Source organism: Lacisediminihabitans sp. H27-G8, from assembly GCF_046156175.1.
Lineage (GTDB): Bacteria > Actinomycetota > Actinomycetes > Actinomycetales > Microbacteriaceae > Lacisediminihabitans.
In genome coordinates, this window is sequence record NZ_JAYLVL010000003.1 from 100,384 (window position 1) to 127,068 (window position 26,685).

The window sequence follows — 26,685 nt, forward strand, 5'->3', positions numbered from 1 at the left end:
AAGGCGCACGGCGCCATGATCGCCGGCGCGAGTTCCCTAGTAGACCTTGCCGGGATTCAGCAGCCCCATCGGATCGAAGACGGCCTTCACCTGGCGTTGGAGCTCGAACTGGTCGTCGCCGAGTTCGTCCCGCAGCCAGGCACGCTTCAGGATGCCGACCCCGTGCTCGCCGGTGAGGGTGCCGCCGAGGCGCAGCGCGGCGCCGAAGAGCTCGCCGGCCGCCGTCCAGATCACCTCGGGCACGGAGCCATCCGCCGTCGGGGTGTAGACGAAGTTGGGATGGAGGTTGCCGTCACCGGCATGGGCGACTGTCGGGATACTGATGCCATAGCGGTCACCGATCGCGGCGATCTCGGCGAAGATCTGCGGCAGCGCGCTGCGCGGGACCGCGACATCCTCGATCAGCACTGTCCCCTGGGCTTCGAGAGCGGGATGGAATGCGCGTCGGATCGCGAACAGCTCCTCCCCCTCGGCAGGATCGGCCGTGAGCTCGGCATCCCCTCCGCCGCGACGGATGATCTCGAGGGCGTCCGCCGCCTCGGCGGCGCTCCCCGCGCCATCCGTCTGCAGGATCAGGAAGGTGTTGCCGCGCTCGGACAGGTACACGCCGAGGTGGGCGTCGATGGCACGGAGGGCGGCAGCATCCATCAGCTCGAGGGCGGCGGGACGGATGCCGGCGGCAGTGATCGCGGCGCACGCGGCGGCGGCGGTGACCACATCCCCGAACCATGCGCCAATCGTCGCGACCGGTGCTGTCGGCAGCGGCCGCAGCCGGACGGTCGCCTCGACGATGACCCCGAGGGTTCCTTCCGAACCGATCATCAGCGCGGTGAGATCGAGGCCAGTGACGCCCTTGACGCTGCGGTGCCCGAGGCTCAGCAACCGTCCATCGGCGAGCACCACCTTCAGGGCGAGGACGGACTCGCGCGTGACGCCGTACTTGGCACAGAGCAGGCCGCCCGCGTTCGTGGCGATGTTTCCGCCGACCGTGGAGATGGCGCGGCTCGCTGGATCGGGGGTGAACCAGAGGCCGTAGCCCGCGAGCGCGGCGTTCAAATCACCGTTGAGGATGCCCGGCTGCACCACGGCCAGTTCGTCGGCGACCGAGACCTCGAGGATGCGGTTCATCGAGAGCGTCGAGAGCACGACCTCGCCGGCGCTCGCGATCGCCCCGCCGGCCAGACCCGTGCCCGCGCCCCGGGGCACGACCCCCACGCCGAATCGTGAGGCGAGACGGAGCGTGGACTGCACGTCGTCGATCGACCGCGCCGTGACGAGCGCAAGTGGCGTGCTTCGGGAGTCGTGGCCGGACTTGTCGGCGGTGAGGGAACCCAGCACCGCGGCATCCGTCGACACCGCGTCCCCGAGGCCCGCGCGGAGTTCGTCGAGGAAGGTCATGGTGCACTCGCGATCAACGCTTCGTCAATCCGCGCCCTCATCGGCACCGAGGGCACCGCGCCGATCGTCTGCACCGAGAGCGCGGCGGCCGCCGTGGCGAAGCGTGCTGCCGCTTCGAAGCCCTGCCCCTCGGCGATCGCGGCGGCGAATGCGCCGCAGAAGGTATCGCCCGCTCCGGTCGCATCCACCGCCGTGACCCGGGGGGCGGCGATACGAGCGACTTCGGCGCCGTGCTGGTAGAGCGCTGACCCCGCCGAACCGAGGGTCACGATGAGCCGCGGCACGCGGGCCGCGAGCCGGCCGGATGCCTCGGCGAGATCATCCGAGCCCCCGACGAGACAGGCCTCGTGCTCGTTGACGATGAGCACATCGAGGAAGCCGAACACCGCCTCCGAGAGGCTGTGGGCGGGCGCGGCATTGAGCATCACCACGCAGCCGAGCTCGCGGGCGGCCGCCGCCGCTTCGGTGACGACCGAGAAGGGCAGCTCCAGCTGCATGAGCAACACATGGGTTCTCGACAGCAGCTCGATGTCTTGGGGCTCGAGCGCTGTGACACTCGCGTTCGCGCCTGAGGCCACGATGATCGTGTTCTCCCCGGACTGATCCACGACGATGAAGGCCTGCCCGGTCGGCGCGGTCTCCCGCCGCACCCGGGCACCGTCGATCACCGCGTCCGCCATCGTGGCGGCGAGCAACTCGCCCGCGTCATCAGTGCCGAGCGCTCCGATGAAGCTCGTGGATGCCCCGGACCGCGCGGCGGCCACCGCTTGGTTGAGTCCCTTGCCCCCCGGATACCGCTCGGCCGATTCGGCGAGCAGTGTCTCCCCCGGGGACGGAATGCGGTCCACACCGAACACGATGTCGAGATTCGCGCTGCCGAGGATCGTGACGGCACTGCGGGTGATCGTCGATTCGTTCATGAAGCCATGCCGCTCATCTGGCCAGCGTAGACGTTTCGGGCGATGTCCGATTTCCGCTAGCCGAGGTCGGTGGCCGATGGGAGGGTTGGGGAGTGAGCATCGAAACCTCCGCCCGCGTGACCAGCTCCGACCCGGGCTTCGCCGAACGGTATCGCGCCATGTCGTCTCGGGATTCCCGCTTCGACGGGCAGTTCATCACGGGCGTGCACTCCACCGGGATCTACTGCCGACCGAGCTGCCCGGCGATGACGCCGAAACCGTCCAACGTCAGCTTCTACCGCACGGCCGCCGCCGCGCACGAGGCGGGCCTGCGGGCCTGCAAACGGTGCCTTCCCGACGCGGTGCCCGGCTCCCCGGAGTGGAACCTCCGCGATGATGTCGCCTCGCGAGCCATGCGCCTCATCGCCGACGGCATCGTGGAGCGTCATGGCGTGCCCGGACTGGCCCACCGGCTCGGGTATACCCCCCGCCATCTCGGTCGCGTGCTCGTCACCGAGCTCGGGGCTGGGCCGCTGGCCCTTGCGCGCGCTCATCGCGCCCAGACCGCCCGCACCCTCCTCGTCAGCACCGACCTGCCGATCGCCGACGTGGCTTTCGCGGCCGGCTTCTCGAGCATCCGCCAGTTCAATGAGACCGTGCAGGCCGTCTATGAGCTCACGCCGACCGCGCTGCGGCTCGGTGCGCCCCAGACCTCGGCTCGAGCACGGGCGTCTGACGAGACAGCCACCCAGATCTCGCTGCGCCTCCCCGCACGAGCACCGTTCGACGGTGCGGGACTCCTGGCCTTCTTCGATGCTCACGCTATCGCCGGCATCGAGACGGTGGATGCGCACTCCTTCGCTCGTGCCGTTCGACTTCCGCGCGGCGTCGCCCACCTCGAGCTGCGTCTCGACGGCGCCGACGCGGTGCAGTGCACGGCGCGGCTCGAGAACATCGCCGACCTGTCGACCCTGGTCGCCCGGGTTCGACGCCTGCTCGACCTGGATGCCGATTCCGCCGCGATCGACGAATCGCTCTCCGCAGACCCCGCTTTCGCGCCGCTGGTGCAGGTGCGTCCGGGGCTTCGACTTCCCGGCAGTCTCGACAGCGACGAGACACTGTTCCGCACGATGATCGGGCAACAGATCTCCGTCGCTGCTGCCCGCACGGTGTTGGGACGGCTCTCCCGGGAGCTCTCCGCGACTCCCGGACTGTTTCCGACCGCCCTCGAGATCGCGGAGCACGGTGCCGAATTCCTGCGAGGGCCCGCGACGAGAGTGGCGAGCATCCTCGGCGCCGCGCGGGCGATCGCGGACGGCTCGCTCGAGCTCGACCTCGGGACGCCCGTCGACGAGTTCACCGCCCGTCTCACCGCACTGCCGGGCATCGGTCCGTGGACGGCCGGATACCTCGCCATGCGCGTGCTCGGTAACCCGGATGTGCTGCTGTCGAGCGATCTCGTGATGCTCGCCAGTGCCGCGCGCCTCCGCCTGCCCGCGACGGCACGCGCGCTGGCCGTGCACGGCCAGCGGTGGGCACCGTGGCGGAGCTATGCGGGAATGCACCTCTGGGGTGCCGCGGGGCGCTGACAGCGATCGAGGATCGGTTCTCGATACGCGCCCAGCGGGCGTTACTCGACCACCGGGCGCTACTCGGTGTCGGTCTCCACGTGAGGCACCACAGTGATCACGCCGGTCATCGGCACGAGGCCGCTGAGGCGCCCCGGCGAGAGCACATGGGCCACCTGCTCAGCCGACATGAGCCCGGCCGAGACCACGAGGTCCGCAATCGAAGCGTTCGTGGTGAGTGCGGTGTGGGCGAGGGAGGCGGATGCCGCGTAGCCGATGTACGGAGTGAGTGCGGTCACCACGCCAACAGAAGACTCCACCTGCGCCGCAAGCCGAGAGATGTTGGCGCTGATGCCATCGACGCAGTTCACTCGCAGCGTGTAGCAGGCGTTCGTCATCCAGGCCAGGGACTGCAGGATGCTGTGGGCGATCACCGGTTCGAACGCATTCAGCTGCAGTTGACCGCCTTCCGCGGCGGCGGTGACCGTGGCATCCGCTCCGATCACGCTGAAGGCGACCTGGTTCACCACCTCCGGAATCACCGGGTTGACCTTGCCGGGCATGATCGACGATCCGGCCTGCCGCGGCGGCAGGTTGATCTCGCCGAGACCGGCCTGCGGTCCGCTCGAGAGCAGTCGGAGGTCGTTGCAGATCTTCGACAGCTTCACGGCCGCGCGCTTGAGGGTGCCGCTCAGCGTCATGAAGATGCCGGCGTCCGAGGTCGCCTCGATCAGGTCCGCCGCGGTCTCCATCGGGATTCCGGTGATCTCCACCAGGTGGCGGCAGACCGCTTCCGCGTAACGCGGATCGGCGGTGATCCCAGTGCCGATGGCGGTCGCACCCATGTTGATCTCGTTGAGCCACGGGATGATCTCGCCGAGACGGTCGTAGTCTTCGGCGAGGGTGTGGGCGAAGCCGCTGAACTCCTGGCCGAGGGTCATCGGTACGGCATCCTGCATCTGGGTGCGTCCCACCTTGAGCACGTCCGCGAACTCCACTCCCTTGCGGGCGAAGGAATGCGTGAGCAGGCGGTGCTCCTCCAGCAGGCGCTGCACCCCGAAGACCATCGCGAGTTTGATCGCGGTCGGATACACGTCGTTGGTCGACTGGCTGCGGTTCACATCATCGATCGGGTGGAAATGCGAGTAGTCGCCGAACTCGTAGCCGAGGATCTCGAGGCCGCGGTTGGCGATCACCTCGTTGGTGTTCATGTTCGTTGAGGTGCCTGCACCGCCCTGGATCACACCCACCGCGAACTCGTCGTGGAGCGCCCCGCCGACGATCTCCTCGCAGACGCGCTCGATCAGATCGGCCTTCTCGGCATCCAGCACGCCGAGTTCCTTATTGGCACGGGCCGCCGCCTGCTTCACCTGGGCGAGGGCGCGGATCAGGTCGCGGTAGACCGAAATGGGCCGACGCGTGATGGGGAAGTTCTCGAGCGCCCGGGCGGTGTGGATGCCCCAATAGGCATCTGCGGGAATCTCCATGCTGCCGAGGGAGTCGCTTTCGATCCGCGTGCGAATGCGTGTGCCGGGCGGTCCGTCCATTCCCGGGATGGCCGGCAGATCGGCGACGGAATCGTCTCGCCTCGTCTTCTCCGCACCCTGTTCGACGAATTGGTCGCTCAACACATTCCCTGCATTCACTGTGGCTCCATTGCCTCGTGGCTTTTCACCGCGCCGTTGTCCGATGCGGTCCGCGGTCCAGCACCGCGCTGGATATCGCGCTGGCGGCTCGATTGTGGCAATACCGCCGAGACGAGCTTAGCGATTCGTGAAGGGGATGGATGGTCTGTGGCAGGACCCCGCGAATGGCCTGGACTGCGCCCCCAACTGGGGCCAGCAGACGGCCAGAAACCCCCGGTCAGATGCTGTTCCGGGCGATAGGTTTAGCACACCCGAATGTTTAGCGTTACCCCGGAGCGCCCGTACTGGGTATCCATAGTTCCCAGGTAAAAGAGCCGACTTCAGGAGGGCAGATGTTCGAGGACGACGTGACAGTGCCGGCCGGCTGGTATCCGGACCCCATGGGTCTGCCCCAGCTTCGCTGGTGGAACAATCACGCCTGGACCGAACTCACCACAGAGGCCCGCCCGCCACTGGTGGTGCAGACCGCCACTCGCCTCGCCTATGCGGATGACGAACTGCCGACCCGCCGCCAGCAGCGCGAGCAGCGCGAACGCGACGAAGAATACGCCACCCTCGCCACCGACGAGGGCGATGCGAGGGATGCGGCGGCAGCCCACTCTCCGCTCACCGTGACGCTGCGGGAGATCGATCCCCCGGCATCCGCCGAGGCTGATCTCGATCTAGATGACGACGCCGGCTCCGGCTCCGGAACGGCAGCCTTCGATCACACAGAGGACGATGACGACGCTGCCGACCCGGGTGATCGCGCTTCTCCTTCGATTCCGACCCCCTCTGCGGACACGAGACCCGCTGCCGGGCGTCCGACGGGACCGATAGAGAACGTCGACACCATCGACTACGACTCGATCGATTACGACTCGATCGATGCCCAGCCTCTCGACTTCACGCCGAAGCCTTCCGCCCCCACCCATTCCGAGTCTTTCGAGGCGCTGTTCCAGCCTCGTTCGGCCGAACCCGCCCGCGAGGAGTCCACCCCCCAGCGGGAGCGGGCAACCCCCGACTCGCGACCGGAAGAAGACCGGGAGGCGTACACCGATTCCTTCGATGGTCGTCGGTCCGCGTCGAGGTTGCCGATCTACACCGCGCCGGTCTGGATCATCGCCCTCGTCCCCCTGCTCCTCCTCGTCTTCAGCCTCCTGCTCCTCCTCGGCTTCGGCTCCAGCCTCAACATGTGGGTCACCCCCGCAATCTGGGGCATCTCCTACCTCGCCGTCGTCATCCTCGCCATCGCCGACCGCGCCGCCCTCGGACACGCCGGATACGAACACCGCGCCAGCTGGGCCTGGGCCCTGCTCACCGCCCCCGTCTACCTCCTCGCCCGCTCCATGAGCCTCTCCAAAGTCGGCCCCCTCGGATTCGCCCCCGTCCTCGTCTGGGCCGCCCTCGGCATCCTCCAAATCGGATCCGTCCTCGTCGTGCCCGGCCTCATCATCTCCGCACTGCCCAACGTCTTCGCCACCCAAGCCGAACAATCCATCGCCTCCGACGCATCCATCATCGGAGTCGACCTCGCGGTGACATGCTCGCCTGCGCTTCCGGTGCTCGTGGGCCAGACCTTCGACTGCGTGGCGACCAGCGGCAAAGATCACTACGACCTCACCGTGGTGCTGCAACGCACCAACGGATGGATCGATTGGCACGTCAGCGACTGGGGATACCTGCATGGAGCACCGACGACCTGAGCTCGTGTGCGGGGATAGAGCACACGTTGTCGGTCCCGCGTGCACCGAGAAAATACTGCGGGATGCCCCGAAGACCGAATTCCCACTAATCTGGCCATGAAGCCGACTGCGAGAGGGCAGATGTTCGAGGACGATGTGACAGTGCCGGCCGGCTGGTATCCGGACCCCATGGGTCTGCCCCAGCTTCGCTGGTGGAACAATCACGCTTGGACCGAACTCACCACAGAGGCCCGCCCCCCGCTGGTGATGCAGGTTCCGACCCGTCTCGCCTACGCCGACGAGGAACTCCCCACCCGCCGGCAGCAACGCGAACAGCGGGAGCGCGACGAGCAACAGTCGGCACTCGGCACCGACGAAGACGACGTGCGGGATGGCGCGGATCGCCGGGCGCCCGCCAGCGTGACCCTGCGGGAGATCGATGCCCCGGTTTCCGACTCGACCGTCGAGGAACCCGCTGCGGTGGGCACCGGGGATTCCGCCGTCTTCGCCCCCGCAGAGAGCAGCCCCGAGCCCGCGGCAGCTGACGCCCCGATCGCCGTTGCTCCGATCCAGGATCTGGTCGACGATGAGCCGGTCGATGATGAGCCGGTGGATGACTGGGCGCACTCCGACGCCGGCGCCCGGGAAGTGTTCGTGCCCCGCACCGCATTCGGCGCGACCGAGGGCTCTGTCTTCGGAACGCCGGTGACCGCCGAGAGCGCACCGGAAGACCGCGCCGGATTCGACGGGCCCGAAAGCCTGGAAGCGCGCTACAGAGATGATGGTCGCCGTTCTGCGTCGAGGTTGCCGATCTACACCGCGCCGGTCTGGATCATCGCCCTCGTCCCCCTGCTCCTCCTCGTCTTCAGCCTCCTGCTCCTCCTCGGCTTCGGCTCCAGCCTCAACATGTGGGTCACCCCCGCAATCTGGGGCATCTCCTACCTCGCCGTCGTCATCCTCGCCATCGCCGACCGCGCCGCCCTCGGACGCGCCGGATACGAACACCGCGCCAGCTGGGCCTGGGCCCTGCTCACCGCCCCCGTCTACCTCCTCGCCCGCTCCATGAGCCTCTCCAAAGTCGGCCCCCTCGGATTCGCCCCCGTCCTCGTCTGGGCCGCCCTCGGCATCCTCCAAATCGGATCCGTCCTCGTCGTGCCCGGCCTCATCATCTCCGCACTGCCCAACGTCTTCGCCACCCAAGCCGAACAATCCATCGCCTCCGACGCATCCATCATCGGTGCGGACATCGTCGTGGACTGCGCGAAGAACCTGCCGGTCATCATCGGCCAGAGCTTCACCTGTTCTGCGACGAATGCGAAGAACGATCCATTCACGATCGCGGTCTCGTTGCAGCGCACCAACGGGTGGATCGACTGGCACGTGGAGGACTGGGGCATCTACACGCTCTCGCGCTGACTCTCTTCGGGTCCGCCTTCCTCGCTCATCGAGGCGGGAGGATAGCCCGGTGAGGATTAGGGTGAAACGATGCCCCCTTCCCCGGACCGTTCCCTCACGACCGCCGAGCGTGCACGCCTGACCAAGCGGCCGAGCGACCGGGCGATCACCACCACTCTGGCTCTCACCGGCCTCATCGCGGCGTTCATGCAGACTCTCGTCACGCCGATCATCCCGCGCCTGCCAGACTTCCTCGACACGACGACGGCGGATGCCACGTGGGTCCTGACCTCCACGCTCCTCGCCGCCGCGATCTCCACGCCGATCAGCGGACGCCTCGGCGACATGTACGGGAAGCGCCGCGTCGTCATGGTGCTCCTGATGCTCATGGCCGGCGGATCCATCATCTCCGCGCTCTCCAACACGCTGATTCCGATGATCGTCGGGCGGGAGTTCCAAGGCGTCGGGCTGGGGGTGATCGCCCTGGGGATCAGCATCCTGCGGGACGTCATCCACCCCCGCAACCTCGGCGGCGCCGTCGCCCTGGTCAGCGCGACGCTCGGCGTCGGCGGCGCCGTCGGACTTCCGGTAGCCGCCCTGATCGCCCAGAACTTCGACTACCACTACCTGTTCTGGCTGGCCACCGCCCTCGCGATCGTCGCGATCGTGCTTGTCGGCTCCATCGTGCCGGTATCGACGCTGCGGGCGGGCGGGCGGTTCGACTTCCTCGGCGCGGTCGGATTCGGCATCGGTCTCGTCGGTATCCTGCTCGCCATCTCCAAGGGCGGCGAATGGGGATGGACCAGCCCGACGACGCTCGGCCTGCTGATCGGAGGTGTCGTCGTGCTGCTGGTGTGGGGAGTGGTCGAACTGCGCACCACAGATGCACTCGTGGACCTGCGGGTGGCGGCCCGACGGCCGGTGTTGCTCACCAACCTCGCCTCGATCTCGGTGGGCTTCGCCTTCTTCATCACGACCGCGGCGCTGCCCGTGCTGCTCGAAGCTCCGACCAGCACCGGGGTCGGGCTCGGCCAGACGCTCATCGTGTCGAGCCTCTGCCTGATGCCTCTCGGACTGGTGATGTTCGCGATGTCCCCCGTTGCCGCCCGGCTGTCCACCGCCCGCGGTCCTCGCACCAGTCTCATCCTCGGCGGCCTGATCATCACCGTGGCCTTCGCCGTCGCCATCTGGCTGCACAGCGAGATCTGGCACGTCATCCTCGTGTCCACGATCGTCGGCTTCGGCGTCGGCTTCGCCTATTCGGCGATGCCCACGCTCATCATGCGGGTCGTGCCCCCCACCGAGACGGCAGCGGCCAACGGTCTCAATTCGGTGATGCGCACCCTCGGATCGACGATCGCCGCCACCGTGGTCGGCCTCATCATCTCCTCGCACCTGGTCATCTCCGGCGGTACGGCGATCCCGACGAGCGAGGCCTTCCGCATCATCTTCACGATCGGAAGCAGCGTGGCCCTCGTCGGTGCGATCGTGGCATTCTTCATTCCCCGCCGCGGCCGCGAATACGGCAACACCGCCAGCATGCCTATCACCCTCCCCGAGCGCTGAGCGGCAGAATGGCACAGTGCCCTCCTCTGCCCTGATCCTGCTCAACCGGCCGTCGGCGTCGGCCCCTCCGCACCGTGTCGGCGCACCGGATCTCACGGAGTTCGACCCGCTCGATCCGGTGCTCAGTGCGCTGGACCTCGCCGCGACCCGTGGCGATGGCATTTTCGAGACGATCGGCGTCGGCCAGGGCGCACCGCAGGCGCTCGCACACCACCTCCGGCGGTTCGGGGAATCGGCGCGACTGCTCGAGCTGCCGGCACCGGATGTCGCGGCCTGGCGTGACGCGATCACCGCCGCGATCGCCGCGATCGACCCGGTCGAAGAAGCTTCCGTGAAGATCGTGCTGAGCAGAGGGATCGAGGGCGACGACCGCCCCACCGGCTGGGCGTTCGCGAGCGCCTCTCCAGACCACACCGCCGCGCGAGGCGACGGGATCTCCGTGGTCACGCTCGATCGCGGATACCGGCACGACGTGGAGAACACCTCCCCGTGGCTTCTGGCCGGGGCGAAGACGCTCAGCTACGCCGTGAACCGCGCGGTGATGCGGGAGGCCGCCCGGCGCGACGCCGACGACGTCATCTTCGTTTCGAGCGACGGCTACGTGCTCGAGGGGCCGACGTCGACCGTGGTCTACCGGCTGGGCAACCGCATCCTCACCCCGGGGCCGAGGCTCGGCATCCTCGACGGCACGACCCAGTCGAACATCTTCCGGTACGCCGCGAATCAGGGGCTGCAGACGGGTCTCGCACAGCCCTCACCCGCCGACCTCAGAACGGCGGATGCCGTGTGGCTGGCCTCGAGCGTTCGGCTGGCCGCACCGGTGAATCGCCTCGACGGGCTCGACCTTCCCGTCGACCGGGAGTTGACCGCGGGGATGAACGCCTTCCTGCTCGCGGTGCGCGAGTAGACCTCCCGCGATCCGCTCCGCCGACTCTCGCCCGGGATTCCCGTCTCAGACCGCGGCGCGCACCAGCCGCAGGAGTGCAGCGGCATAGGCGTCGGCCGGCTCGGCGGCTTCCCATTCGGTGCGTTCCCCGGTGACGACGACGGCAACGGTGTACCCCGAGGCTGAGCGCGCCAGCGAGTCGAAGGTGCCGCCGAGCAGCTCGCGCAACTGGTCTTCGCGCGGCAGCCACAGGGCATCCTCGATGGCGACCGAGTCCAGGGCCCACTCGGTGGTGCCGTTGAAGCCGAGAATCGTGCCGGTCTCGAACTCGTGGGACTCGATGGTCATATCGCTCACGACGAAGACATCACTCTCGAAGCCTTCACGGGTGATCACGAAGGAGTCCCCGGAGACGGGGCGCCAGCGCACCCCGGCGGAGCGGAGATCATGAGCGAGGGATACGGAGATCATGTGCTCATTATGAGGCAGCGAGTTGGGCGAACGGCGGGTCTTCAGCCTGCTCCCCGGGACGGGTCCATGGGGGCGACGACTTCGTATCTGCGAGGGCCGAAGATCGGGCATACCCCCGTATCCCGCCTTGCGACTCTCGCGAAGTCGCCGCCACCCAGGTGTCCCCCGGTGGTGCTATCTAGAACAATATTGGCTGATGAGACGCGTGTCTCCCCCCAGAGCGGGGTTCACCCGAACAGGGGGCACTACGGTGCCATCGCGTGTCAAGGGGTGCCCGATCCGCTCTGCGCTGCGTAGGGTAAGGAGAGTCCTATCGTCGGCGCTCAGCGCCCCCAAACGCTGGAGGTGCCCGTGGCCGGCGTTCCCGACTATCTCGAATCCTGGATGACGAGGCAGCGCTGGTACGCCGGCAAGTCGCGCGCACCACAGCTGCAGGTCATCGGCGGATTCGGGCTCGCCGCCCCGAACGGTGCAGCGGTGATCCGCGTCTACCTCGTGCTCGATCACGCCGAGCATCCCCTGCTCTACCAGGTGCCGCTCACGGAGCGCAGCGAACCGCTCGAGGGTGCCGAGAACGCGCTGGTGGCCTCCTTCGATGTGGAGAACGGTCGACGCTACATCTACGACGGCCCTCACGACCCGGCATTCGCAGAGGCACTGCTGCGCATGATCCTCGATGACGGTGAGGCTCACGAGACCGATGGCCCGGCGGCCGCCAACAGCGGCGGCCCGCTCGTCGCCCGTGGGCAGCACACGCCCGACTCCGCCCCGGTGCAGTTCGTCTCTTCCCGCGTGTTGGGCGGTGAGCAGTCGAACACCTCCATCATCTTCCAGGTGGCGAGCCCTGACGGCACGTCGTCCACCCCGATCATCTGCAAACTCTTTCGAGCCATCCATCACGGCGAGAATCCGGATGTGACGCTCACCGAAGCGCTCGGCGCCGCGGGGAGCACCGTCGCTCCACGGTCTATCGGGCATGTCACCGGCCTCTGGACCGACAGCGGGATGGCAGAGGGGATCGCTACCGGCCACCTCGCGTTCGCGCAGGAATTCCTGCCAGGGGTCGAAGACGCCTGGAGAGTGGCCGTGCGCGCGGCCGAGGTCGGCGAAGACTTCACCGAGCGTGCCCGCGCCCTCGGCGTGACGACGGCGGAGATGCACGAGACCCTGCATTCGGCGCTGCCCTCCCGGGCCACTACCCCCTCGGACATCGCCACGACGGTCGCGAGCATGCGCTATCGCTTCGAGCTCGCGGCCGCGGAGGTGCCCGGTCTGTCGGAATACCGCCCGGCCCTCGAGCAGGTGTATCACGAGGCCGCAGCCAGCCCCTGGCCGGCCCTTCAGCGCATCCACGGCGACTTCCACCTCGGTCAGGTGCTCGCGGTCCCCGGTCGCGGCTGGGTCGTGCTGGACTTCGAGGGTGAACCGATGCGCCCGATGAGCGAGCGTTCGCTCCCGGACATCCCGCTGAGGGACGTCGCGGGCATGCTGCGATCCTTCGACTACGTCGCCGGATCCTTCGCCCTCTCCCATCCGGGCGAATCCGCGGCGGCCTGGGCATCCGCCTGCCGACGGGCCTTCGTCGACGGCTACATCGAACGGTCCGGCAGGGACCTGCGCGAACACCGGGCCGTACTCGACGCCTTCGAGATTGACAAGGCGCTCTACGAAGCCGTCTACGAAGCCAGAAACCGCCCGGGCTGGCTCGCCATCCCCACCCTCGCGATCACACGCCTCATCGAACGCTCGGCAACGCCCTGACGGTTCGGCCGTCGCGGCTCAGAATCCGCACACGTCCGTGACTCGGGTCAGGTGCGGTCTGCCGCGGCGATCGCGTCTTCCAGGAGGGCGACGAGGGCGTCGAGCTGCACACTGGACTCCCCCGTGACGTCGGAGTCGTCTCCGTCGAGAGCGCGGGCGGCGAGGCCGGCCTTGCTGTCGATCAGCTCGGCGATCTTGGCATCGATGGTCTGCGAGGCGATGATCCGCCAGGCGGTCACCGGCTCGGCCTGGCCGATTCGGTGAACCCGGTCGATCGCCTGGGTCTGCTCGGCGCTCGTCCAGCTCAGTTCCGCGAGCACGACGTTCGACGCTGCCTGCAGGTTCAGGCCGACGCCGGCGGCGGTGAGGGAGGCGACGACGACGGAGACCGCTGGATCGTTGTTGAAGGCATCCACCTGTTTCTGGCGGAAAGCGGCAGTCTGGTCTCCGCGGATCGACACCGTGGTGAGCCCGCGCTTTGCCAGGGTCTCTTCTGCGATGTCCATCACGTCGATGTGCTTCGCGAAGAACACGACCTTGCCGACGGAGCGCGCGAGCTGGGCGGTGTAGTCCGCGGCGAGCACCGCCTTCGCCTGTCCGATCTTCCGCACCATGGTGAAGACGTTCTCGCCGGTCTTCGCGGCCTTCGATTCCTCGAGCTCGGCTTTCGCGACCATCCGCACGAGTTCCGGATAGGGGATGTCCGCAGTCTCGCTGCGTGCCTTGAGCAGGGCGCGGTAGCGCGACAGCAGCCGGAGCCCGAGTTCGCGCTCGGCCTGGCGGATCGACCGGCCGAGGTCGTCGTCGAGTTCCACCGGGAGGTCGGCGATGCGCTTGGAAGGCAGGTCCGCGGCCACATCGATCTTCTTGCGGCGCACGATCCCCATGTCGATCACCGTCTGGCGGGCCTCGGCGAAGAAGCCGAAATCAGCCGGGGTGAGGCCGTTCTCCTCGAGCTCCTGCATCAGCCGTGCCGTCGGTTTCTCGCCGTCGATCCAGCCGAGGAACTGCCAGATCGCCCGGAAGTCCTCGATCGTGTTGATGAGCGGGGTCCCGGTGAGGGCGATCATCAGCGCGCGCGGCGAGCGGGCGCGGACGCTCTTGGCGAGAGCGAGCACGTTCTTCGAGCGCTGCGATTCGCGATTCTTGATGAAGTGGGCCTCGTCCACCACCATGCCCTTGAATCCGAGCGTGCCGAGCCAGCCCATGTGCCGGTCGAGCACGTCGTAGTTCACGATCACCACATCGGCGAAGGCGTCGAGGTTCTCACCCGAACCGTGAATGACCGTTGCGGAGCGTTGCGGTGTCCAGAGTTCAACCTCCCGCGCCCAGTTCATCTTCACGACGTTGGGCACGACCACGAGCAGCGGATAGGAACCCGAGACCTGCGCGGCGAGCAGTGCCTGCGCGGTCTTGCCGAGTCCGGGCTCGTCGGCGAGAAGATAGCTGCGGTGACCCTCGCGGGCGCTCGCGATGAACTCTGCCTGGTGGTGGAAGAGCTCGAGACCCGCTGGCACCCTCAGGTCGGCGGCAGTCGGGTCGGGGAGGTCCATGCTCGCGACCTGTCCACCGGAGCCGTATTCGAATGCCCGGAAGAGGGGCTCGAGCAGCTCCCAGTTGGCCAGTCGGTGCGTGACCGGCGCGACCTTCACGCTCTGGCTGAAGTCGGGGGCGAGGAAGGGGTTGGAGAGCTGACGGGCGATCACCGACTGCGGCACCACCTGCCGTTCGGCCGCCGGCGCCACGGGATCCGGCTCTTTCACGATGATCAGTTCGTCGGGCGAGAGCTCGGTTCCCGCCGCGATCAGCATGTCCCGACGCAGCGTGCGCGCGGCATCCGTGACGGCGGTCTCTTCGGCGAGCAGCTGGATGAGCGAGGTGTCCCGTGCGGCGGTCTTGGCGAGAATCGTGGCGACGCCGTCGAGACGCTTCAGCACCTCGGTACGCTCGGCATCGGTCACCTCACGGTCGGCCTTGGCGCGCGCACGCTCTTCGCGCATCAGCAGGGCGATCACCTGGAACTTGGTGCGGTTGGATGGTCCGACCTTGCCGCGCTCGGCGGCCCCCTCGACCTCGCGCACGGCGCGGGCCAGAACCGGGATGACGCCGGCGTCGTCGGTCCCCCGCGAGCGGCGCTGCTGCGACTTTTGCTGCGCCGGCTTCTTCGCCGAGGAACGGCGAGTCGATTTGCCCGAGCCACCCGTATTCTGGGCGCTCTGGTTCTGGGCGGACTGTCCCTGGCCGGACCGAGCCATGCTTCTCCTGCGTCTCTGAGCACCGTCTGCGCGTCGACCGATCTCCCCCTGGGGAGGTGTCCCTCGAATTCAGGGACCGGCTGGCCGCACGCGAACGTGCCAATGGTGACCGAGCAATCCCGAGTGGAGCCGCCCGAAGCGGGCAACTCAGTCGGACCGGTGAAGAGTCAGACAGTGGTGAATCGGGCCATCGGGTGCCGAGAAGTCTCAGGTACCCGGGGCCGAGGCCACACGCGGGATGAACGGGTGCTGCACTCAGTTTAGGCCGTCCCCAGTCCCATCCGTGTACGACTCTCCCCCGATTTGGGGTAGGGATCGCCGCAGTTTGTTCACCAGCCGGCCAGCTTGGAGTGATGGGATTGGCGCATGTCCGGTTACACGGCCCAATATCCACGGCCCGACCACTTCATCGTCCACCTGAGCGATACCCATTTCGTGGCCGGCGGTGCGGGGCTCTACGGAGGCTCGGTCGACAGCGAGACCCACCTGCGCCAGCTCTTCTGCGAACTCGATGCCTCCGGGGCCACCCCAGAGGCGATCATCATCACCGGGGACCTCGCGGATGTCGGTGATCCGGTGGCCTACGAGGAGCTGAAGGCGATCGTCGAGCTGGCCGCGCTCCGCTATGGCGCACAGGTGGTCTGGGTGATGGGCAATCACGACGACCGCGGTGCCTTCCGCGAGACCCTTCTCGGGCAGCATCCGTCCTCGGCTCCGGTGGACCGGGTGCACTGGGTCGGTGGACTGCGCATCATCGCCCTCGACTCGACCGTTCCTGGCCACCACCATGGTGAGGTGACCGACGCCCAGCTCAACTGGCTCGCCGAGGAGCTCGCCTCCCCCGCGCCTCACGGCACCATCCTTGCAATGCACCACCCGCCCATCCCGAGCGTGCTGGATCTCGCCGTGCTGGTCGAGTTGCGCGACCAGGCCGGGTTGGCCGAGGTGCTTCAGGGATCGGACGTGCGCAGCATCATCGCCGGTCACCTCCACTACTCCACCAACTCGACCTTCGCCGGGATACCCGTCTCGGTCGCCTCTGCCACCTGCTATACTCAGGACCTCAATGTGCCGGTGGGAGGCACCCGCGGCCGCGACGGCGCGCAGGCATTCAACCTCGTGCACGTCTACGAGAACACCGTGCTCCACTCGGTGGTTCCCCTCGGCCAGGATGCCGCAGTGTCCTATGTCGATGCGGCAGAGACCGCCCTGATCCTCGCCCGCCACGGTGTCGAGTTCCCCGCGAGCCGCACGCGTCCGGCACCGGTTGAGGCACCGATCACCGACGAAGAGCTTCACCCACCGACGCGCGAATTGGCCGTCGTCTGACCCGAACCTGCGGTAGGCCGAGCTAGGACTGCGGCTCGACTTCCGGTCCGTCCGCGTCGACGACCGGCCGCTCCCACGGCGCCGCGATCGGGTAATACGAGTCGAGGAACGAGCGGACCGCCGCCGCGCGCTCCTCCGCCGTCAACTCTGGAAAACTGCCGTCATTGAGACAGAACATGTCGATGTTGCGCTTCTTGAGCAGTGTCGTCATCTCGGCGAGCCCCGCACGCATCGTCGTGTCGACGTACCTCACCGTGGCATCCGTCTGGGCGACGGCCCGACCGGTGACCCAGGCGTAGTAGTGGTAGAGCGAGTTGGTGACCGAGATGTCCGTCGCCGAGCGGAAGGTGCTCGCCGCGGTACGCCGGAAATCTTCGGGAAATTCGGCCTCCAGCTGCTGCATGACCGATTTGCGCAGCGGAGTCGGGGTGTGTTCGAGATGACGAGTGATCGTGCGCCCGAACCGCTCCTGGATGAGACGCCGGTTGACCCTCGCGGCGTTCTCGAAGCCGCTGCGAGCCAGATTGGACTCCCCCATGCCGATGCGCGTGGTGGCCTCGATGAACTTGGTCACCCCGCCCGGTGAGAAGAACATGTCGGGCGAGACCGCGCGGCCGAAGAACATGTCGTCGTTGGAATAGAGGAAGTGCTCGCTGAGGCCCGGGATGTTGTGCAGCTGGCTCTCGACAGCCTGGGAGTTGTGGGTGGGGAGCACCGAGGGGTCGGCGAAGAATTCCTCACTCGGCACGATCGTGACCCGCGGATGCTCTGCGAGCCATTCCGGTCGCGGGGAATCCGTGACGATGTAGATGTTTCGCACCCAGGGCGCGAAGAGGTAGACGGAGCGCAGGGCGTACTTCAGTTCGTCGAGCTGGCGGAAACGCGCGTGCGAGTCGTCCCCCTCGCCGACCACGTAGGCCTTCATCCGACGGGCACGGGCTCGCTGCCACTCGATCGCGGCGCCGTCCACCCAGGAGAAGACCAGATCGATGTCGAAGTCGATGTCCTGGGCCTGGGGGGAGAACATCCCCTCGAGGGTCGGCCAGTCCTGTCCGTAGAGGGCGACCGTGCCGCGCACTGCTTCCTCGCGCGGCAGCGTCACGCGCATCAGGGCGTTCTCGTCCGGCGCGAGGTAGGCATCCGCCGTGGACTTCCACAGCTCGAGGCGCACCCCGGTGGCCGCTCCGTAGCGCAGGGCCCCCTCGGCGGTGATGCGCGGACGGAACAGGACGACGGCCCGCGTCTTCGAGTCCTTGGCGAGCCGGCCATCGGCGAGCAACACGGTCTCGCCGCGGGATCCGTCCGCCGGTTTGGAGTAGAAGGGTTCGTCGACACAGGCTCGGGCGAGTGCGGTGCACAGCACCTTTCGGTCCCGCCAGTCGACCGCGAGCACGGGGCGGCTGTCGTTGCCGCGCACCAGCAGGAAGTCGATACCGGCGACATCCAGCACCGAGCGCACGAAGAGCAGGTCTTCGACCATCGCCTCCTGCGGCGTCGCGCCGGTGTTGAGCAGCGCGAGTCGCCCCTTGGCGAGCACCAGGTCGGATCGGAGCGTGAGCGGGGGCAGGGCCGATTCGCCCATCGGAAGCCCGGATGTCTCCGCCCTGGCCTGCGCCGCGAGGTGCGCCGGAACGTGCGGAAGACCCTGGTTCGTCGTCTTTTCGGTCACTGTGAGCCCAATCGTTCGAGCCCGATCCGCTGCCGTCGTGAGGCGCGGATCTCCAGCCTCGCCCATTTTAGCGCGTGCGGAGCGCGCGGGGATCGAGCCGGGCCCCGATGCCGTGCCACCTGACCAGTGGAGCGGGGCCCTAGCCGTTCGATGGGCCCCGAGTTCCGTCGGATCCTCCACGCTGGCCGCCGTCAGGGCGAGTGCCCGAGGGCGGTGTCGCCTTCGTGCCGGTGCCGGGCGCGACCCCGGTTGCCGGGCCATCACCCCGGTCTCCCCGGTGGTCTAAGCCCCCGGGACCCTGCCGGGCGTCGATGATCCCGTGGGTCGCGCCGACAGAGGTGCCGACGAGCACGCCGCCGCCGAAGATTCCGCCGACCACGATGACCGCCGCCACGATGGTGCCGGCCAGAATGAGTCCTCGTTTCGACCGGGGTGCCGCCGCAGCCACAGGCGCGGCGGACGGCGGCACAGTCTCGGCCCCCGGGTGATCAATCGGAGCGGTAGTGCTCTCGGCCGCCGGCGCGCCGCCCTTCGGAGTCTCGTGCTCGGGGTTCTGGCTCTGCGGGCTCGTGTCGACCATGACGTTCTCCTGACGGGTTCTGGGGTGAACGATACTTTTCACCCGGAGCTCCACTGTGGACGCCACGACTATGCGTCTCCACGATGTCGCCCTCCAGGCAGCCCCCAGGGAGCTATGGGTGGGCTGAGAGAGCCCATGTGCCGAGAGGAGAACGACTCAGCGTCGGGCTCCAGCCTTCGACCGGTTGCGATCCTCGGGATTGACCACCTTCACCTGGAGCCCGGTGGCGACGAACAGCAGCGCCGCCACGAACTGCGATGCGACCCAGATCTGCCCGCTGAGGGCGAATGGCCAGATCGGATTCCAGGCCACAGCGATGGCGGCGAGCCCGATGATCCACCACCACTGCCCGGATTGCCAGGCGAAGACGCACATGATCAGCGCGAGAATCGCGACCCCGAACTTGATGAAGAGATACCCGCCGGGGTTGTCGAGGAGCGCGAGCCCCGCGATCAGCACGATCGCCCCGAGGATGCCCGGGGCCAGGGCCGGACGCCGGAATTCGGGTGTCGGGTACGAGGTCATTGGTCCATTCTCTCGCAGGCGACCCGCGCGAACGTGCCCCGTGTTGCAGGATGGACCCATGCCAGATCCCGTCGCCAACCTCCAGGCCCTCGTGCGACTCGCGACGATCTCGAGGCTCGACCCGGCTGACACCGACTGGGCGCCGTTCGACGCCCTCATCGCCCTTCTTCCCGAGCTCTACCCGGCAACCCATTCCGCGCTCAGCCGGGAACTGGTGAACGGACACTCGCTGTTGTATCGCTGGGAGGGGCGCACCGACGCTCCACCGACGGTGCTCATGGCGCACTATGACGTCGTCTCGGCGACGGACGAAGGCTGGACCCATCCGCCCTTCGCCGCGGAACTGGTCGGATCGGGCGTCGATCAGCTGATCTGGGGGCGGGGCACCCTCGACGACAAAGGCTCGCTCGCCTGCATCCTGGAAGGTGTCGAGGCTCAGGTCACCGCCGGACACCAGCCGGAAGCCGACATCTACCTGAGTTTCGGCCACGACGAGGAGACCGAGGGCAGCGGAGCTCGCGCGATCGTTGAGCTCCTCGAGTCCCGCGGCATCCGTCCCTCCCTCGTGATCGACGAAGGCGGTGCCGTTGTGGAAGACATCTTCCCCGGCGTGACCGGCCCGATCGCGGTGGTCGGCGTGAGCGAGAAGGGCATCCTCAGCCTCACCCTCACCGTCGAGCAGCACGGCGGCCATGCCTCAACCCCGCCGCGAATCTCGGCGACCGCGCGTCTCGCCGCGGCCATCGTCCGCCTCAACAACCGGCCATTCCGCGCCGGATTCACGCCGACCACCATCGAGATGATCCGCACGCTCGGCGCCCACGCCTCCTCGCCCCTCCGCTGGATCTTCACGAATCTCTGGCTGACCAAACCGCTGCTGCTCGTGCTGTTCGGACGTCTCGGGCCGGAGACGAGCGCGATGATCCGCACCACGCAGGCCGTGACGATGCTGCAGGCGAGCCAGGCAGCCAATGCGCTCGCCGAACGCGCGGTGGCCACCGTGAACATCCGGGTGGCCATCGACTCCTCGGTGGCGGATGCCGTCGAGCACGTGCGGCGGTCGATCGACGACCCACTGGTGCGCCTCGACGTTCTGCACCCCAACGAGCCCTCCCCGGTGTCACCGACCAGCGGTGCCGCCTGGCAACTCGTGCGATCGACCATCGAACAGGCCTATCCGGGCACGATCGTCACCCCGTACGTGATGATGGCCGCGAGCGACAGCCGTTACTTCGCGCGGATCAGCGAATTCGTCTACCGCTTCAGCCCCTTCGAGATGTCGACGGAGGAACGCGGCACGCTGCACGCGATCGACGAGCGGATGCACGTGTCGACGCTGCTGCGCGGCGTCGACTTCTACACGCGGCTGATCGGCCGACTCTGACTCTCCGGCGCTGGCCGCCCGCGACGACCGCCCGGGTGGCTCTGGTTCAGCCTTGCGGTGTGGGACGCGCGTAGTCGTCGAGCATGATGGCTCGAATCGGGCTGGTCATGGGCGGCAGGTCGCGCAGCCGCACGAGCGCGGGGCGCAGCTCGGACAGCCAGGCCTCGTAGCCCGCGTCGTTGAGGTGCAGCCGGTCGTCCGAGAACGCTGGGTTCAGTTCGCCGTCGTCGAGGGCCATCGCCGGCCAGAGGTCGAGGAACTGCGCGTGCACGGTCGCCGAGAACTGGCGCAGGTGGATGTTCGCGTCGTGGATGCGATCGGAGAACTCGCGCCCCCGCGGCATGATCGACTGCACGAGCATCCTCGACCCGGGAAGGTCGCGGCGCAGCTGCACGAGAATGGACTGGATGTTGCGAACGAGGCTCTCGACGTTGCGTCGCATCCCCAGGTCGTTGGTGCCGATCAGCAGCACGATTTCGTCGGGGTCGAGCTCCACCACGGAGTCAAGTCGACCGAGCACATCATCGGTCGTGTTGCCGCCGATCCCGAGGTTCACCGCGGTCAGATCGGGAAACCATCCGGCCCAATCGCCGCCCTGTGTGAGGCTGTCGCCGAGAAAAACTACGGTGTCTGCAGTCATTGTGTGACCTCCCAAGGTCGCGCCGGATCACCGGCAGGTGCCCTTCCATCATCCCTGCCAGTGCTGGGAAACGCTAGGGAAGCAACCAGTTCGGCGTGTTCCGTCACCGAACGACACGCGCATCGGCGAGCACTTGCGCTTCGGCGGTCTGGGTGATTTTGCTCGCCATACCGGCGAAGATCACGCCGTGGAACGGCAGGATACTGAACCAGTAGAGCCGCCCGCCGAGCCCCTGCGGAAAGAACACCGCCCGCTGGCGATAGTTGGATCCGCCGCTCTCCGCGTTGGGTGTCACGCTCAGTTCGAGCCAGGCGCCGCCGGGCACCTTCATCTCGGCTCGCAACCTCAGGAAACGGCCGCGGTCCAATTCTTCGACCCGCCAGAAGTCGAGGGCATCCCCCGCGTTGAGATGGGCCGCGTTTCGTCGCCCTCGTCGGAGACCCACTCCCCCGACCACCTTGTCCATCCAGCCGCGAACAGCCCACGCCAGGGGGAAGGAGTACCAGCCGTTGTCGCCACCGATGCCCTCGATCACCCTCCAGACCTGGTCGGACGGCGCGGTCGAGTGGAGTTCGCGCAGGTCGGTGTAGACCGTGTGACCGGTCCACTCCGGGTCGCTCGGAAGGCGGTCGCTCGGCGCACCCCGCACGGCGGAATCCTGCCAGCTCGTCTCGACCGCGCCATCCCTCATCTTGCCGAGCGCGAGCCGCACCGATCGCCGATAGGGCGTGAGTCCACCCTCGGGATCGGGGATGAAGTTCTCGATGTCGTGTTCGTGCACCACGCAGTCGTACTGCAGCGAGGCGATGATCGGCACGGCGAGAGCCCGCGGGATCGGGGTGACCAGGTTGACCCATTGCGAAGCCAACCACGGCGTGAGCACCGGTAGGGAGGCGATCGGGCGCTGCTTCAGTCCGGCCTCGAGCGCGTAGCCGTTCATCATCTGACCGTAGCGCAGCACATTCGGCCCGCCGATGTCGAAGCTGCGGTTGACGTCGTCCGGCAGTTCGGCGCACTCAACGAGGTAGTAGAGCACGTCACGGATCGCGATCGGCTGGATGAAGTTGCGCACCCATTTCGGCGCCGGCATGTACGGGAGAACGTCGGTGAGATGGCGAACCATCTCGAACGATGTCGAGCCGGAGCCGATCACGACGCCGGCCTGGAGCGCCGCCGTCGGCACTCCGGAGTCGAGCAGGATGCGGCCCACCTCCGCGCGCGAGCGCAGGTGGGGGGAGAGTTCGCCGTCGGGATGCAAGCCGCCGAGGTAGACGATGCGCGAGACACCCGCCGCCTTCGCCGCCGTTGCGACGGTGGTCGCTGCGGAACGTTCGATCTGCTCGAAGTCCCCCTTCGCCCCCATCGAGTGGACGAGGTAGTAGAGCACGTCGATACCTTCGAGGGCCTTGGCGACACTGCGCGCATCGGCGAGGTCACCGGTCGCGATCTCGACATCGTCGATCCACGGCACGTCGGTGAGTTTCAGAGGACTGCGCACAAACACCCGCACGCGATATCCCGCCTCGAGAAGTCGCGGCACGAGGCGACCTCCGATGTACCCGGTCGCACCGGTGACGAGTACTCTCTTGCCGGTCTGCGCTGCTTCAGCCATGGCACAACCCTAGGGAGACTGGCTGGAAAACCGCAGAAAACACTGGCGGGTTGACTGGCCTGTCGGCGCGCGCTAGGTGTCTGGCGGTTTGCGGCCGCGGATTCGCATCCGCTGACCGTAGATGCCGCCGCCGATGCCGAGGATCACGAGGATGCCCCCGATGACATAACCGATCGGGAACGGCTTCTGGACCGCGGAATCGGACGCACTGAGCAGGAATGACTCGGAACTCCCCGACGCCGAAGGCTGCACGCGTCGCTCGGTCGCTTTCGCACTCGCGGTGGCCCGCGGAGTGGAAGCGACCGAGGGAGTCGATGCCGGAACGGGTGTGGACGCAGTGGTCGGGGTGGCGGTGGCCGGTGCGGCGGCAACCGGAGCGTTAACCACGGGCGCCGCCACCGGTGCGGGAGCCGGCGCGGCGGCCGGAGCCGGCGCTGCTGCTGCCTTTGCCACGGGCGCGGGAGCCGCCGGGGCCGGGGCCGGAGCCGCCGCGGGAGCGGGGGCAGGTGCACCCGCGTGTCCGGCGTATTTGCCGAAGTCCTCCGCACCCCAGGTGGTGCCGTTCACGGTAACGAAGGCGATCCCGATGTCGGTGAAGTCACCCAGAATATTGGCCCGGTGACCGGGTGAGTTCATCCACGCCGTGTGCATGGCCGAGGGGGTGGGCTGGCCCATCGCCACATTCTCGCCGGCACGACTCCAGCCGGACGGAATCTGGGTGCTGTAGTCGGGGTTGTGGGTCATCGAATTGGCGGCACCCATCTGGTTCGCCCACTGCTGCGCCACGGCATCCATCGCCGGATTATGGATGAGGCCGGGAAGTCCCGCGCTCGCCCTGGCCTGGTTCACCAGGGAGGCGATCGTGTCGGCTTCGGAGGCCGATGCGCTGCTCACGCCAATCGAGGTGAGAGCGAATCCCACGATAATGGCGACGGCGAGGGTCGCCCCCACGCGCCGAACAGCCGCTATCCCCCGATGCACCATCAGCCCAGCCTAGACGCGCCCCCCTGCCGGAAGCGCCCCCAAACCGGGGGCAGACAGTCCTCGTCGCCGCTAGATGATCCCCTTCGTGTGCCAGACCGTCTTCGTCTCCGTGAAGAAGGTGATGCGCTCGACGGATGGCGCGGGCACGCCGCTCTCGGGGGGGAGCACCCGCTTCAGTGTTTCGGCACCGGCGATCTGGAGGTCGATCCAACTGAGCTCTCCGGCGAGGTCGCCGGCACCCGCGAGGTCGATCGCATTGACGTCGGCGTGACTCGCGAGCCACGGAGCGATCTCGGCGGCCGACCCGGTCAACACATTGACCACTCCCCCGGGAACATCGCTCGTGGCGAGCACCTCACTCAGGCTGATCGCGGAGAGAGGAGCTCGTTCGCTCGCGACCACCACCACCGTATTGCCGCTGACGAGGGCAGGCGCGATGACACTGACCAGCCCGAGCAGGCTCGACTCCTGCGGGGCGATGATCGCCACCACCCCCGTCGGCTCCGGGGTGGAGATGTTGAAGTACGGTCCGCTCACCGGGTTGCCGTTGCCGGCCACCTGCACGTACTTGTCCGCCCAGCCGGCGTACCAGACCCACACATCGATGGCGGTATCGACCTGCTTCTGGGCCGCTGATTCGGAGAGGCCTTCGCTCTGGCGCAACTCGTCCACGAATTGGGCACGACGACCCTCGAGCAACTCGGCGATGCGGTAGAGCACCTGACCGCGGTTGTAGCCGGTTGCACCGGCCCAGCCGGAGTGCGCGGCGCGGGCCGCGACTACGGCATCCCTGGCATCCTTCCTGGATGCCCGAGCCGCATTGGCGAGGAACTGACCCTTCGCGGTGGTGATCTCGTAGACCCGCCCGGACTCGCTGCGCGGGAACTTGCCGCCGATGTACAGCTTGTAGGTCTTGGGTACGGCGAGGCGGGTCATTTGCTTGCTGCTTTCTTGCTCGAGGAGGTCTCGATACGCTCACGGGGGCTCGCTGCTCGACCACCGGGGGAATCCCAACCGGTCGACTCCAGGTACGCCGCGAGACCGTGGCGACCGCCCTCCCGGCCGTAGCCCGACTCCTTGTAGCCGCCGAAGGGGCTGGCCGGATCGAACTGGTTGAAGGTGTTCGCCCAGACCACTCCGGCCCGCAACTTGTCGGCGACACCGAGCACCCGGCTGCCGTTAGAGCTCCAGATGCCGGCCGAGAGTCCATAGGGCGTGTTGTTCGCCTTCGAGATCGCCTCTGCCGGGGTGCGGAAGCTCAGAACGCTGAGCACCGGTCCGAAGACCTCTTCCCGGGCGATGCGGTGGCTCGTGGACACGTTGGTGAAGATGGTCGGCGCGAACCAGAATCCGTTCTTCGGAATCTCGCAGTCCGCGCTCCACCGCTCGGCGCCCTCCTGTTCCCCGATGTCGGAGAGTTCGCGGATGCGGTCGAGTTGGGCACGGGAATTGATCGCGCCGATGTCGGTGTTCTTGTCGAGCGGGTCGCCGAGCCGCAGCGTCGACAGCCGGGCCTTGAGCCGGTCGACCACCTCGTCCTTCACGTTCTCCTGCACGAGGAGGCGCGATCCGGCGCAGCAGACGTGGCCCTGGTTGAAGAAGATCCCGTTGACGATGCCTTCGATCGCCTGGTCCATCGGCGCGTCGTCGAACACGATGTTCGCCGCCTTGCCGCCGAGCTCCAGGGTCAGCTTCTTGCCAGAGCCGGCGGTGGAACGGGCGATGGCGCGACCGACCGCGGTAGATCCGGTGAAGGCGACCTTGTTGACATCCGGATGATTCACCAGCAGGGAACCGGTGTCCCCTGCTCCCGTGATGATGTTCACGACGCCGGCCGGCAGATCGGCCTGCTGCAGGATCTCCGCGAAGATGAGCGCGGTGAGCGGGGTGGTTTCGGCGGGCTTGATCACGACGGTGTTGCCGGCCGCAAGCGCCGGGGCGATCTTCCACGCCAGCATCAGGAGCGGAAAGTTCCACGGGATCACCTGTGCGGCCACGCCGAGCGAGCGGGGATTCGGGCCGAGGCCGGCGTAGTCGAGCTTGTCGGCCCAGCCGGCGTAGTAGAAGAACCACGCGGCGACGAGAGGCACGTCCACATCGCGAGACTCCCGGATCGGCTTGCCGTTGTCGAGGCTCTCCGCGACGGCGAGTTCGCGCGCCCGCTCCTGCACGAGACGCGCGATCCGGAACAGGTACTTGCCGCGGTCGGCGCCCGAGAGCTTCGACCACGTGCGGCTGTAGGCGCGACGGGCGGCCGCGACGGCGCGGTCGACGTCCGAGACATCCGCGGTGGCGATCCGGGCGATCTTCTGCTCGGTCGCCGGGGAGATCGTGTGGAATGACTCCCCGTGCCCGTCGGAGAATTCGCCGTCGATGAAGAGGCCGTAGCTCTCGCGGAGGTTGAGGATCGCTGTCGATTCGGGCGCCGGAGCGTAGTCGAGAAAGGTCATGGT

21 protein-coding genes are annotated in these 26,685 nt (G+C 67.6%); 8 read left to right on the plus strand and 13 right to left on the minus strand.

The window, feature by feature from the left end; all coding sequences use genetic code 11:
- Positions 1-36 precede the first annotated feature (36 nt).
- Both VLI63_RS09835 and VLI63_RS09840 read right to left on the minus strand, forming a co-directional pair.
- Positions 37-1,398, minus strand: a complete 1,362-nt coding sequence (locus VLI63_RS09835) for an FAD-binding oxidoreductase (protein ID WP_409156693.1) — start codon at positions 1,396-1,398, stop codon at positions 37-39.
- Positions 1,395-2,318 (minus strand): ribokinase, encoded by a 924-nt coding sequence (locus tag VLI63_RS09840; protein WP_409156694.1) that lies wholly within the window; start codon positions 2,316-2,318, stop codon positions 1,395-1,397. The genes VLI63_RS09835 and VLI63_RS09840 overlap by 4 nt, the downstream gene beginning before the upstream one ends.
- A 92-nt stretch (positions 2,319-2,410) precedes the next feature.
- On the opposite strand from VLI63_RS09840, the gene VLI63_RS09845 reads away from it, so the two are divergent.
- On the plus strand, positions 2,411-3,886 hold the full coding sequence (locus tag VLI63_RS09845; RefSeq protein WP_409156695.1) for an AlkA N-terminal domain-containing protein: 1,476 nt from the start codon (positions 2,411-2,413) through the stop codon (positions 3,884-3,886).
- A 59-nt stretch (positions 3,887-3,945) separates the two neighbouring features.
- Here VLI63_RS09845 and VLI63_RS09850 read toward each other — a convergent pair whose 3' ends face one another.
- Positions 3,946-5,412: an aspartate ammonia-lyase gene (locus VLI63_RS09850; protein WP_409157231.1), complete on the minus strand. Its 1,467-nt coding sequence runs from the start codon at positions 5,410-5,412 to the stop codon at positions 3,946-3,948.
- Positions 5,413-5,843: 431 nt separating this feature from the next.
- Here VLI63_RS09850 and VLI63_RS09855 point away from each other — a divergent pair, with 431 nt between their 5' ends.
- From VLI63_RS09855 to VLI63_RS09870, 4 genes are all read left to right on the plus strand, one after another.
- A complete protein-coding gene (locus VLI63_RS09855; protein ID WP_409156696.1) occupies positions 5,844-7,196 on the plus strand; it encodes a DUF2510 domain-containing protein in 1,353 nt (450 codons plus the stop codon).
- A 96-nt stretch (positions 7,197-7,292) separates the two neighbouring features.
- Positions 7,293-8,591 carry a DUF2510 domain-containing protein gene (locus tag VLI63_RS09860; protein WP_409156697.1) on the plus strand — a complete coding sequence of 433 codons (1,299 nt, stop codon included), beginning with the start codon at positions 7,293-7,295 and terminating at the stop codon, positions 8,589-8,591.
- Positions 8,592-8,660: 69 nt separating this feature from the next.
- Positions 8,661-10,136, plus strand: a complete 1,476-nt coding sequence (locus VLI63_RS09865; protein ID WP_409156698.1) for an MFS transporter — start codon at positions 8,661-8,663, stop codon at positions 10,134-10,136.
- A 16-nt stretch (positions 10,137-10,152) separates the two neighbouring features.
- Positions 10,153-11,043 carry an aminodeoxychorismate lyase gene (locus VLI63_RS09870; protein ID WP_409156699.1) on the plus strand — a complete coding sequence of 297 codons (891 nt, stop codon included), beginning with the start codon at positions 10,153-10,155 and terminating at the stop codon, positions 11,041-11,043.
- A gap of 45 nt (positions 11,044-11,088) precedes the next feature.
- Here VLI63_RS09870 and VLI63_RS09875 read toward each other — a convergent pair whose 3' ends face one another.
- A complete protein-coding gene (locus VLI63_RS09875; RefSeq protein ID WP_409156700.1) occupies positions 11,089-11,493 on the minus strand; it encodes a hypothetical protein in 405 nt (134 codons plus the stop codon).
- 351 nt (positions 11,494-11,844) lie between these two features.
- Between VLI63_RS09875 and VLI63_RS09880 the strand changes: the two genes are divergently transcribed.
- Positions 11,845-13,254, plus strand: coding sequence for a maltokinase N-terminal cap-like domain-containing protein (locus VLI63_RS09880; RefSeq protein ID WP_409156701.1), 1,410 nt, complete (start codon positions 11,845-11,847; stop codon positions 13,252-13,254).
- 47 nt (positions 13,255-13,301) lie between these two features.
- On the opposite strand, the gene VLI63_RS09885 is transcribed toward VLI63_RS09880, so the two are convergent.
- Complete coding sequence (locus tag VLI63_RS09885) at positions 13,302-15,509, minus strand: DEAD/DEAH box helicase (protein ID WP_409156702.1); 2,208 nt, start codon at positions 15,507-15,509, stop codon at positions 13,302-13,304.
- A 366-nt stretch (positions 15,510-15,875) separates the two neighbouring features.
- On the opposite strand from VLI63_RS09885, the gene VLI63_RS09890 reads away from it, so the two are divergent.
- Entirely contained in the window at positions 15,876-16,838 is a 963-nt protein-coding gene (locus tag VLI63_RS09890; protein ID WP_409156703.1) for a phosphodiesterase, read from the plus strand.
- Between the two features lie 22 nt (positions 16,839-16,860).
- Here VLI63_RS09890 and VLI63_RS09895 read toward each other — a convergent pair whose 3' ends face one another.
- From VLI63_RS09895 to VLI63_RS09905, 3 genes are all read right to left on the minus strand, one after another.
- Positions 16,861-18,420 (minus strand): stealth family protein, encoded by a 1,560-nt coding sequence (locus VLI63_RS09895; protein WP_409157232.1) that lies wholly within the window; start codon positions 18,418-18,420, stop codon positions 16,861-16,863.
- Positions 18,421-18,646: 226 nt separating this feature from the next.
- Complete coding sequence (locus VLI63_RS09900; RefSeq protein ID WP_409156704.1) at positions 18,647-19,087, minus strand: hypothetical protein; 441 nt, start codon at positions 19,085-19,087, stop codon at positions 18,647-18,649.
- Positions 19,088-19,243: 156 nt separating this feature from the next.
- Positions 19,244-19,612, minus strand: a complete 369-nt coding sequence (locus VLI63_RS09905; RefSeq protein ID WP_185203395.1) for a DUF6804 family protein — start codon at positions 19,610-19,612, stop codon at positions 19,244-19,246.
- A 58-nt stretch (positions 19,613-19,670) separates the two neighbouring features.
- On the opposite strand from VLI63_RS09905, the gene VLI63_RS09910 reads away from it, so the two are divergent.
- The gene (locus tag VLI63_RS09910) at positions 19,671-20,996 is read left to right on the plus strand and encodes a M20/M25/M40 family metallo-hydrolase (protein WP_409156705.1); all 1,326 of its coding nucleotides are present in this window, start codon (positions 19,671-19,673) and stop codon (positions 20,994-20,996) included.
- Positions 20,997-21,042: 46 nt separating this feature from the next.
- Here VLI63_RS09910 and VLI63_RS09915 read toward each other — a convergent pair whose 3' ends face one another.
- The 5 genes from VLI63_RS09915 to VLI63_RS09935 all read right to left on the minus strand — a co-directional run bounded on the left by VLI63_RS09915 (position 21,043) and on the right by VLI63_RS09935 (position 26,682).
- Positions 21,043-21,636: a GDSL-type esterase/lipase family protein gene (locus tag VLI63_RS09915; protein ID WP_409156706.1), complete on the minus strand. Its 594-nt coding sequence runs from the start codon at positions 21,634-21,636 to the stop codon at positions 21,043-21,045.
- Between the two features lie 103 nt (positions 21,637-21,739).
- Positions 21,740-23,248: an SDR family oxidoreductase gene (locus tag VLI63_RS09920; protein ID WP_409156707.1), complete on the minus strand. Its 1,509-nt coding sequence runs from the start codon at positions 23,246-23,248 to the stop codon at positions 21,740-21,742.
- A gap of 72 nt (positions 23,249-23,320) precedes the next feature.
- Positions 23,321-24,232, minus strand: a complete 912-nt coding sequence (locus tag VLI63_RS09925) for a CAP domain-containing protein (protein ID WP_409156708.1) — start codon at positions 24,230-24,232, stop codon at positions 23,321-23,323.
- A gap of 69 nt (positions 24,233-24,301) precedes the next feature.
- Complete coding sequence (locus VLI63_RS09930) at positions 24,302-25,168, minus strand: aldehyde dehydrogenase family protein (RefSeq protein WP_409156709.1); 867 nt, start codon at positions 25,166-25,168, stop codon at positions 24,302-24,304.
- Positions 25,165-26,682 (minus strand): aldehyde dehydrogenase family protein, encoded by a 1,518-nt coding sequence (locus tag VLI63_RS09935; protein ID WP_409156710.1) that lies wholly within the window; start codon positions 26,680-26,682, stop codon positions 25,165-25,167. The genes VLI63_RS09930 and VLI63_RS09935 overlap by 4 nt, the downstream gene beginning before the upstream one ends.
- Positions 26,683-26,685 lie beyond the last annotated feature (3 nt).

Excerpts from the sequence above, each read along its gene's own strand:
- VLI63_RS09835 (WP_409156693.1), bottom strand. The coding sequence starts at position 1,398 with ATGACCTTCCTCGACGAACTCCGCGCGGGCCTCGGGGACGCGGTGTCG.
- VLI63_RS09840 (WP_409156694.1), bottom strand. The coding sequence starts at position 2,318 with ATGAACGAATCGACGATCACCCGCAGTGCCGTCACGATCCTCGGCAGC.
- VLI63_RS09850 (WP_409157231.1), bottom strand. The coding sequence starts at position 5,412 with ATGGACGGACCGCCCGGCACACGCATTCGCACGCGGATCGAAAGCGAC.
- VLI63_RS09855 (WP_409156696.1), top strand. The coding sequence starts at position 5,844 with ATGTTCGAGGACGACGTGACAGTGCCGGCCGGCTGGTATCCGGACCCC.
- VLI63_RS09860 (WP_409156697.1), top strand. The coding sequence starts at position 7,293 with ATGAAGCCGACTGCGAGAGGGCAGATGTTCGAGGACGATGTGACAGTG.
- VLI63_RS09865 (WP_409156698.1), top strand. The coding sequence starts at position 8,661 with ATGCCCCCTTCCCCGGACCGTTCCCTCACGACCGCCGAGCGTGCACGC.
- VLI63_RS09875 (WP_409156700.1), bottom strand. The coding sequence starts at position 11,493 with ATGATCTCCGTATCCCTCGCTCATGATCTCCGCTCCGCCGGGGTGCGC.
- VLI63_RS09885 (WP_409156702.1), bottom strand. The coding sequence starts at position 15,509 with ATGGCTCGGTCCGGCCAGGGACAGTCCGCCCAGAACCAGAGCGCCCAG.
- VLI63_RS09890 (WP_409156703.1), top strand. The coding sequence starts at position 15,876 with ATGTCCGGTTACACGGCCCAATATCCACGGCCCGACCACTTCATCGTC.
- VLI63_RS09895 (WP_409157232.1), bottom strand. The coding sequence starts at position 18,420 with ATGGGCGAATCGGCCCTGCCCCCGCTCACGCTCCGATCCGACCTGGTG.
- VLI63_RS09900 (WP_409156704.1), bottom strand. The coding sequence starts at position 19,087 with ATGGTCGACACGAGCCCGCAGAGCCAGAACCCCGAGCACGAGACTCCG.
- VLI63_RS09905 (WP_185203395.1), bottom strand. The coding sequence starts at position 19,612 with ATGACCTCGTACCCGACACCCGAATTCCGGCGTCCGGCCCTGGCCCCG.
- VLI63_RS09910 (WP_409156705.1), top strand. The coding sequence starts at position 19,671 with ATGCCAGATCCCGTCGCCAACCTCCAGGCCCTCGTGCGACTCGCGACG.
- VLI63_RS09915 (WP_409156706.1), bottom strand. The coding sequence starts at position 21,636 with ATGACTGCAGACACCGTAGTTTTTCTCGGCGACAGCCTCACACAGGGC.
- VLI63_RS09920 (WP_409156707.1), bottom strand. The coding sequence starts at position 23,248 with ATGGCTGAAGCAGCGCAGACCGGCAAGAGAGTACTCGTCACCGGTGCG.
- VLI63_RS09925 (WP_409156708.1), bottom strand. The coding sequence starts at position 24,232 with ATGGTGCATCGGGGGATAGCGGCTGTTCGGCGCGTGGGGGCGACCCTC.
- VLI63_RS09930 (WP_409156709.1), bottom strand. The coding sequence starts at position 25,168 with ATGACCCGCCTCGCCGTACCCAAGACCTACAAGCTGTACATCGGCGGC.
- VLI63_RS09935 (WP_409156710.1), bottom strand. The coding sequence starts at position 26,682 with ATGACCTTTCTCGACTACGCTCCGGCGCCCGAATCGACAGCGATCCTC.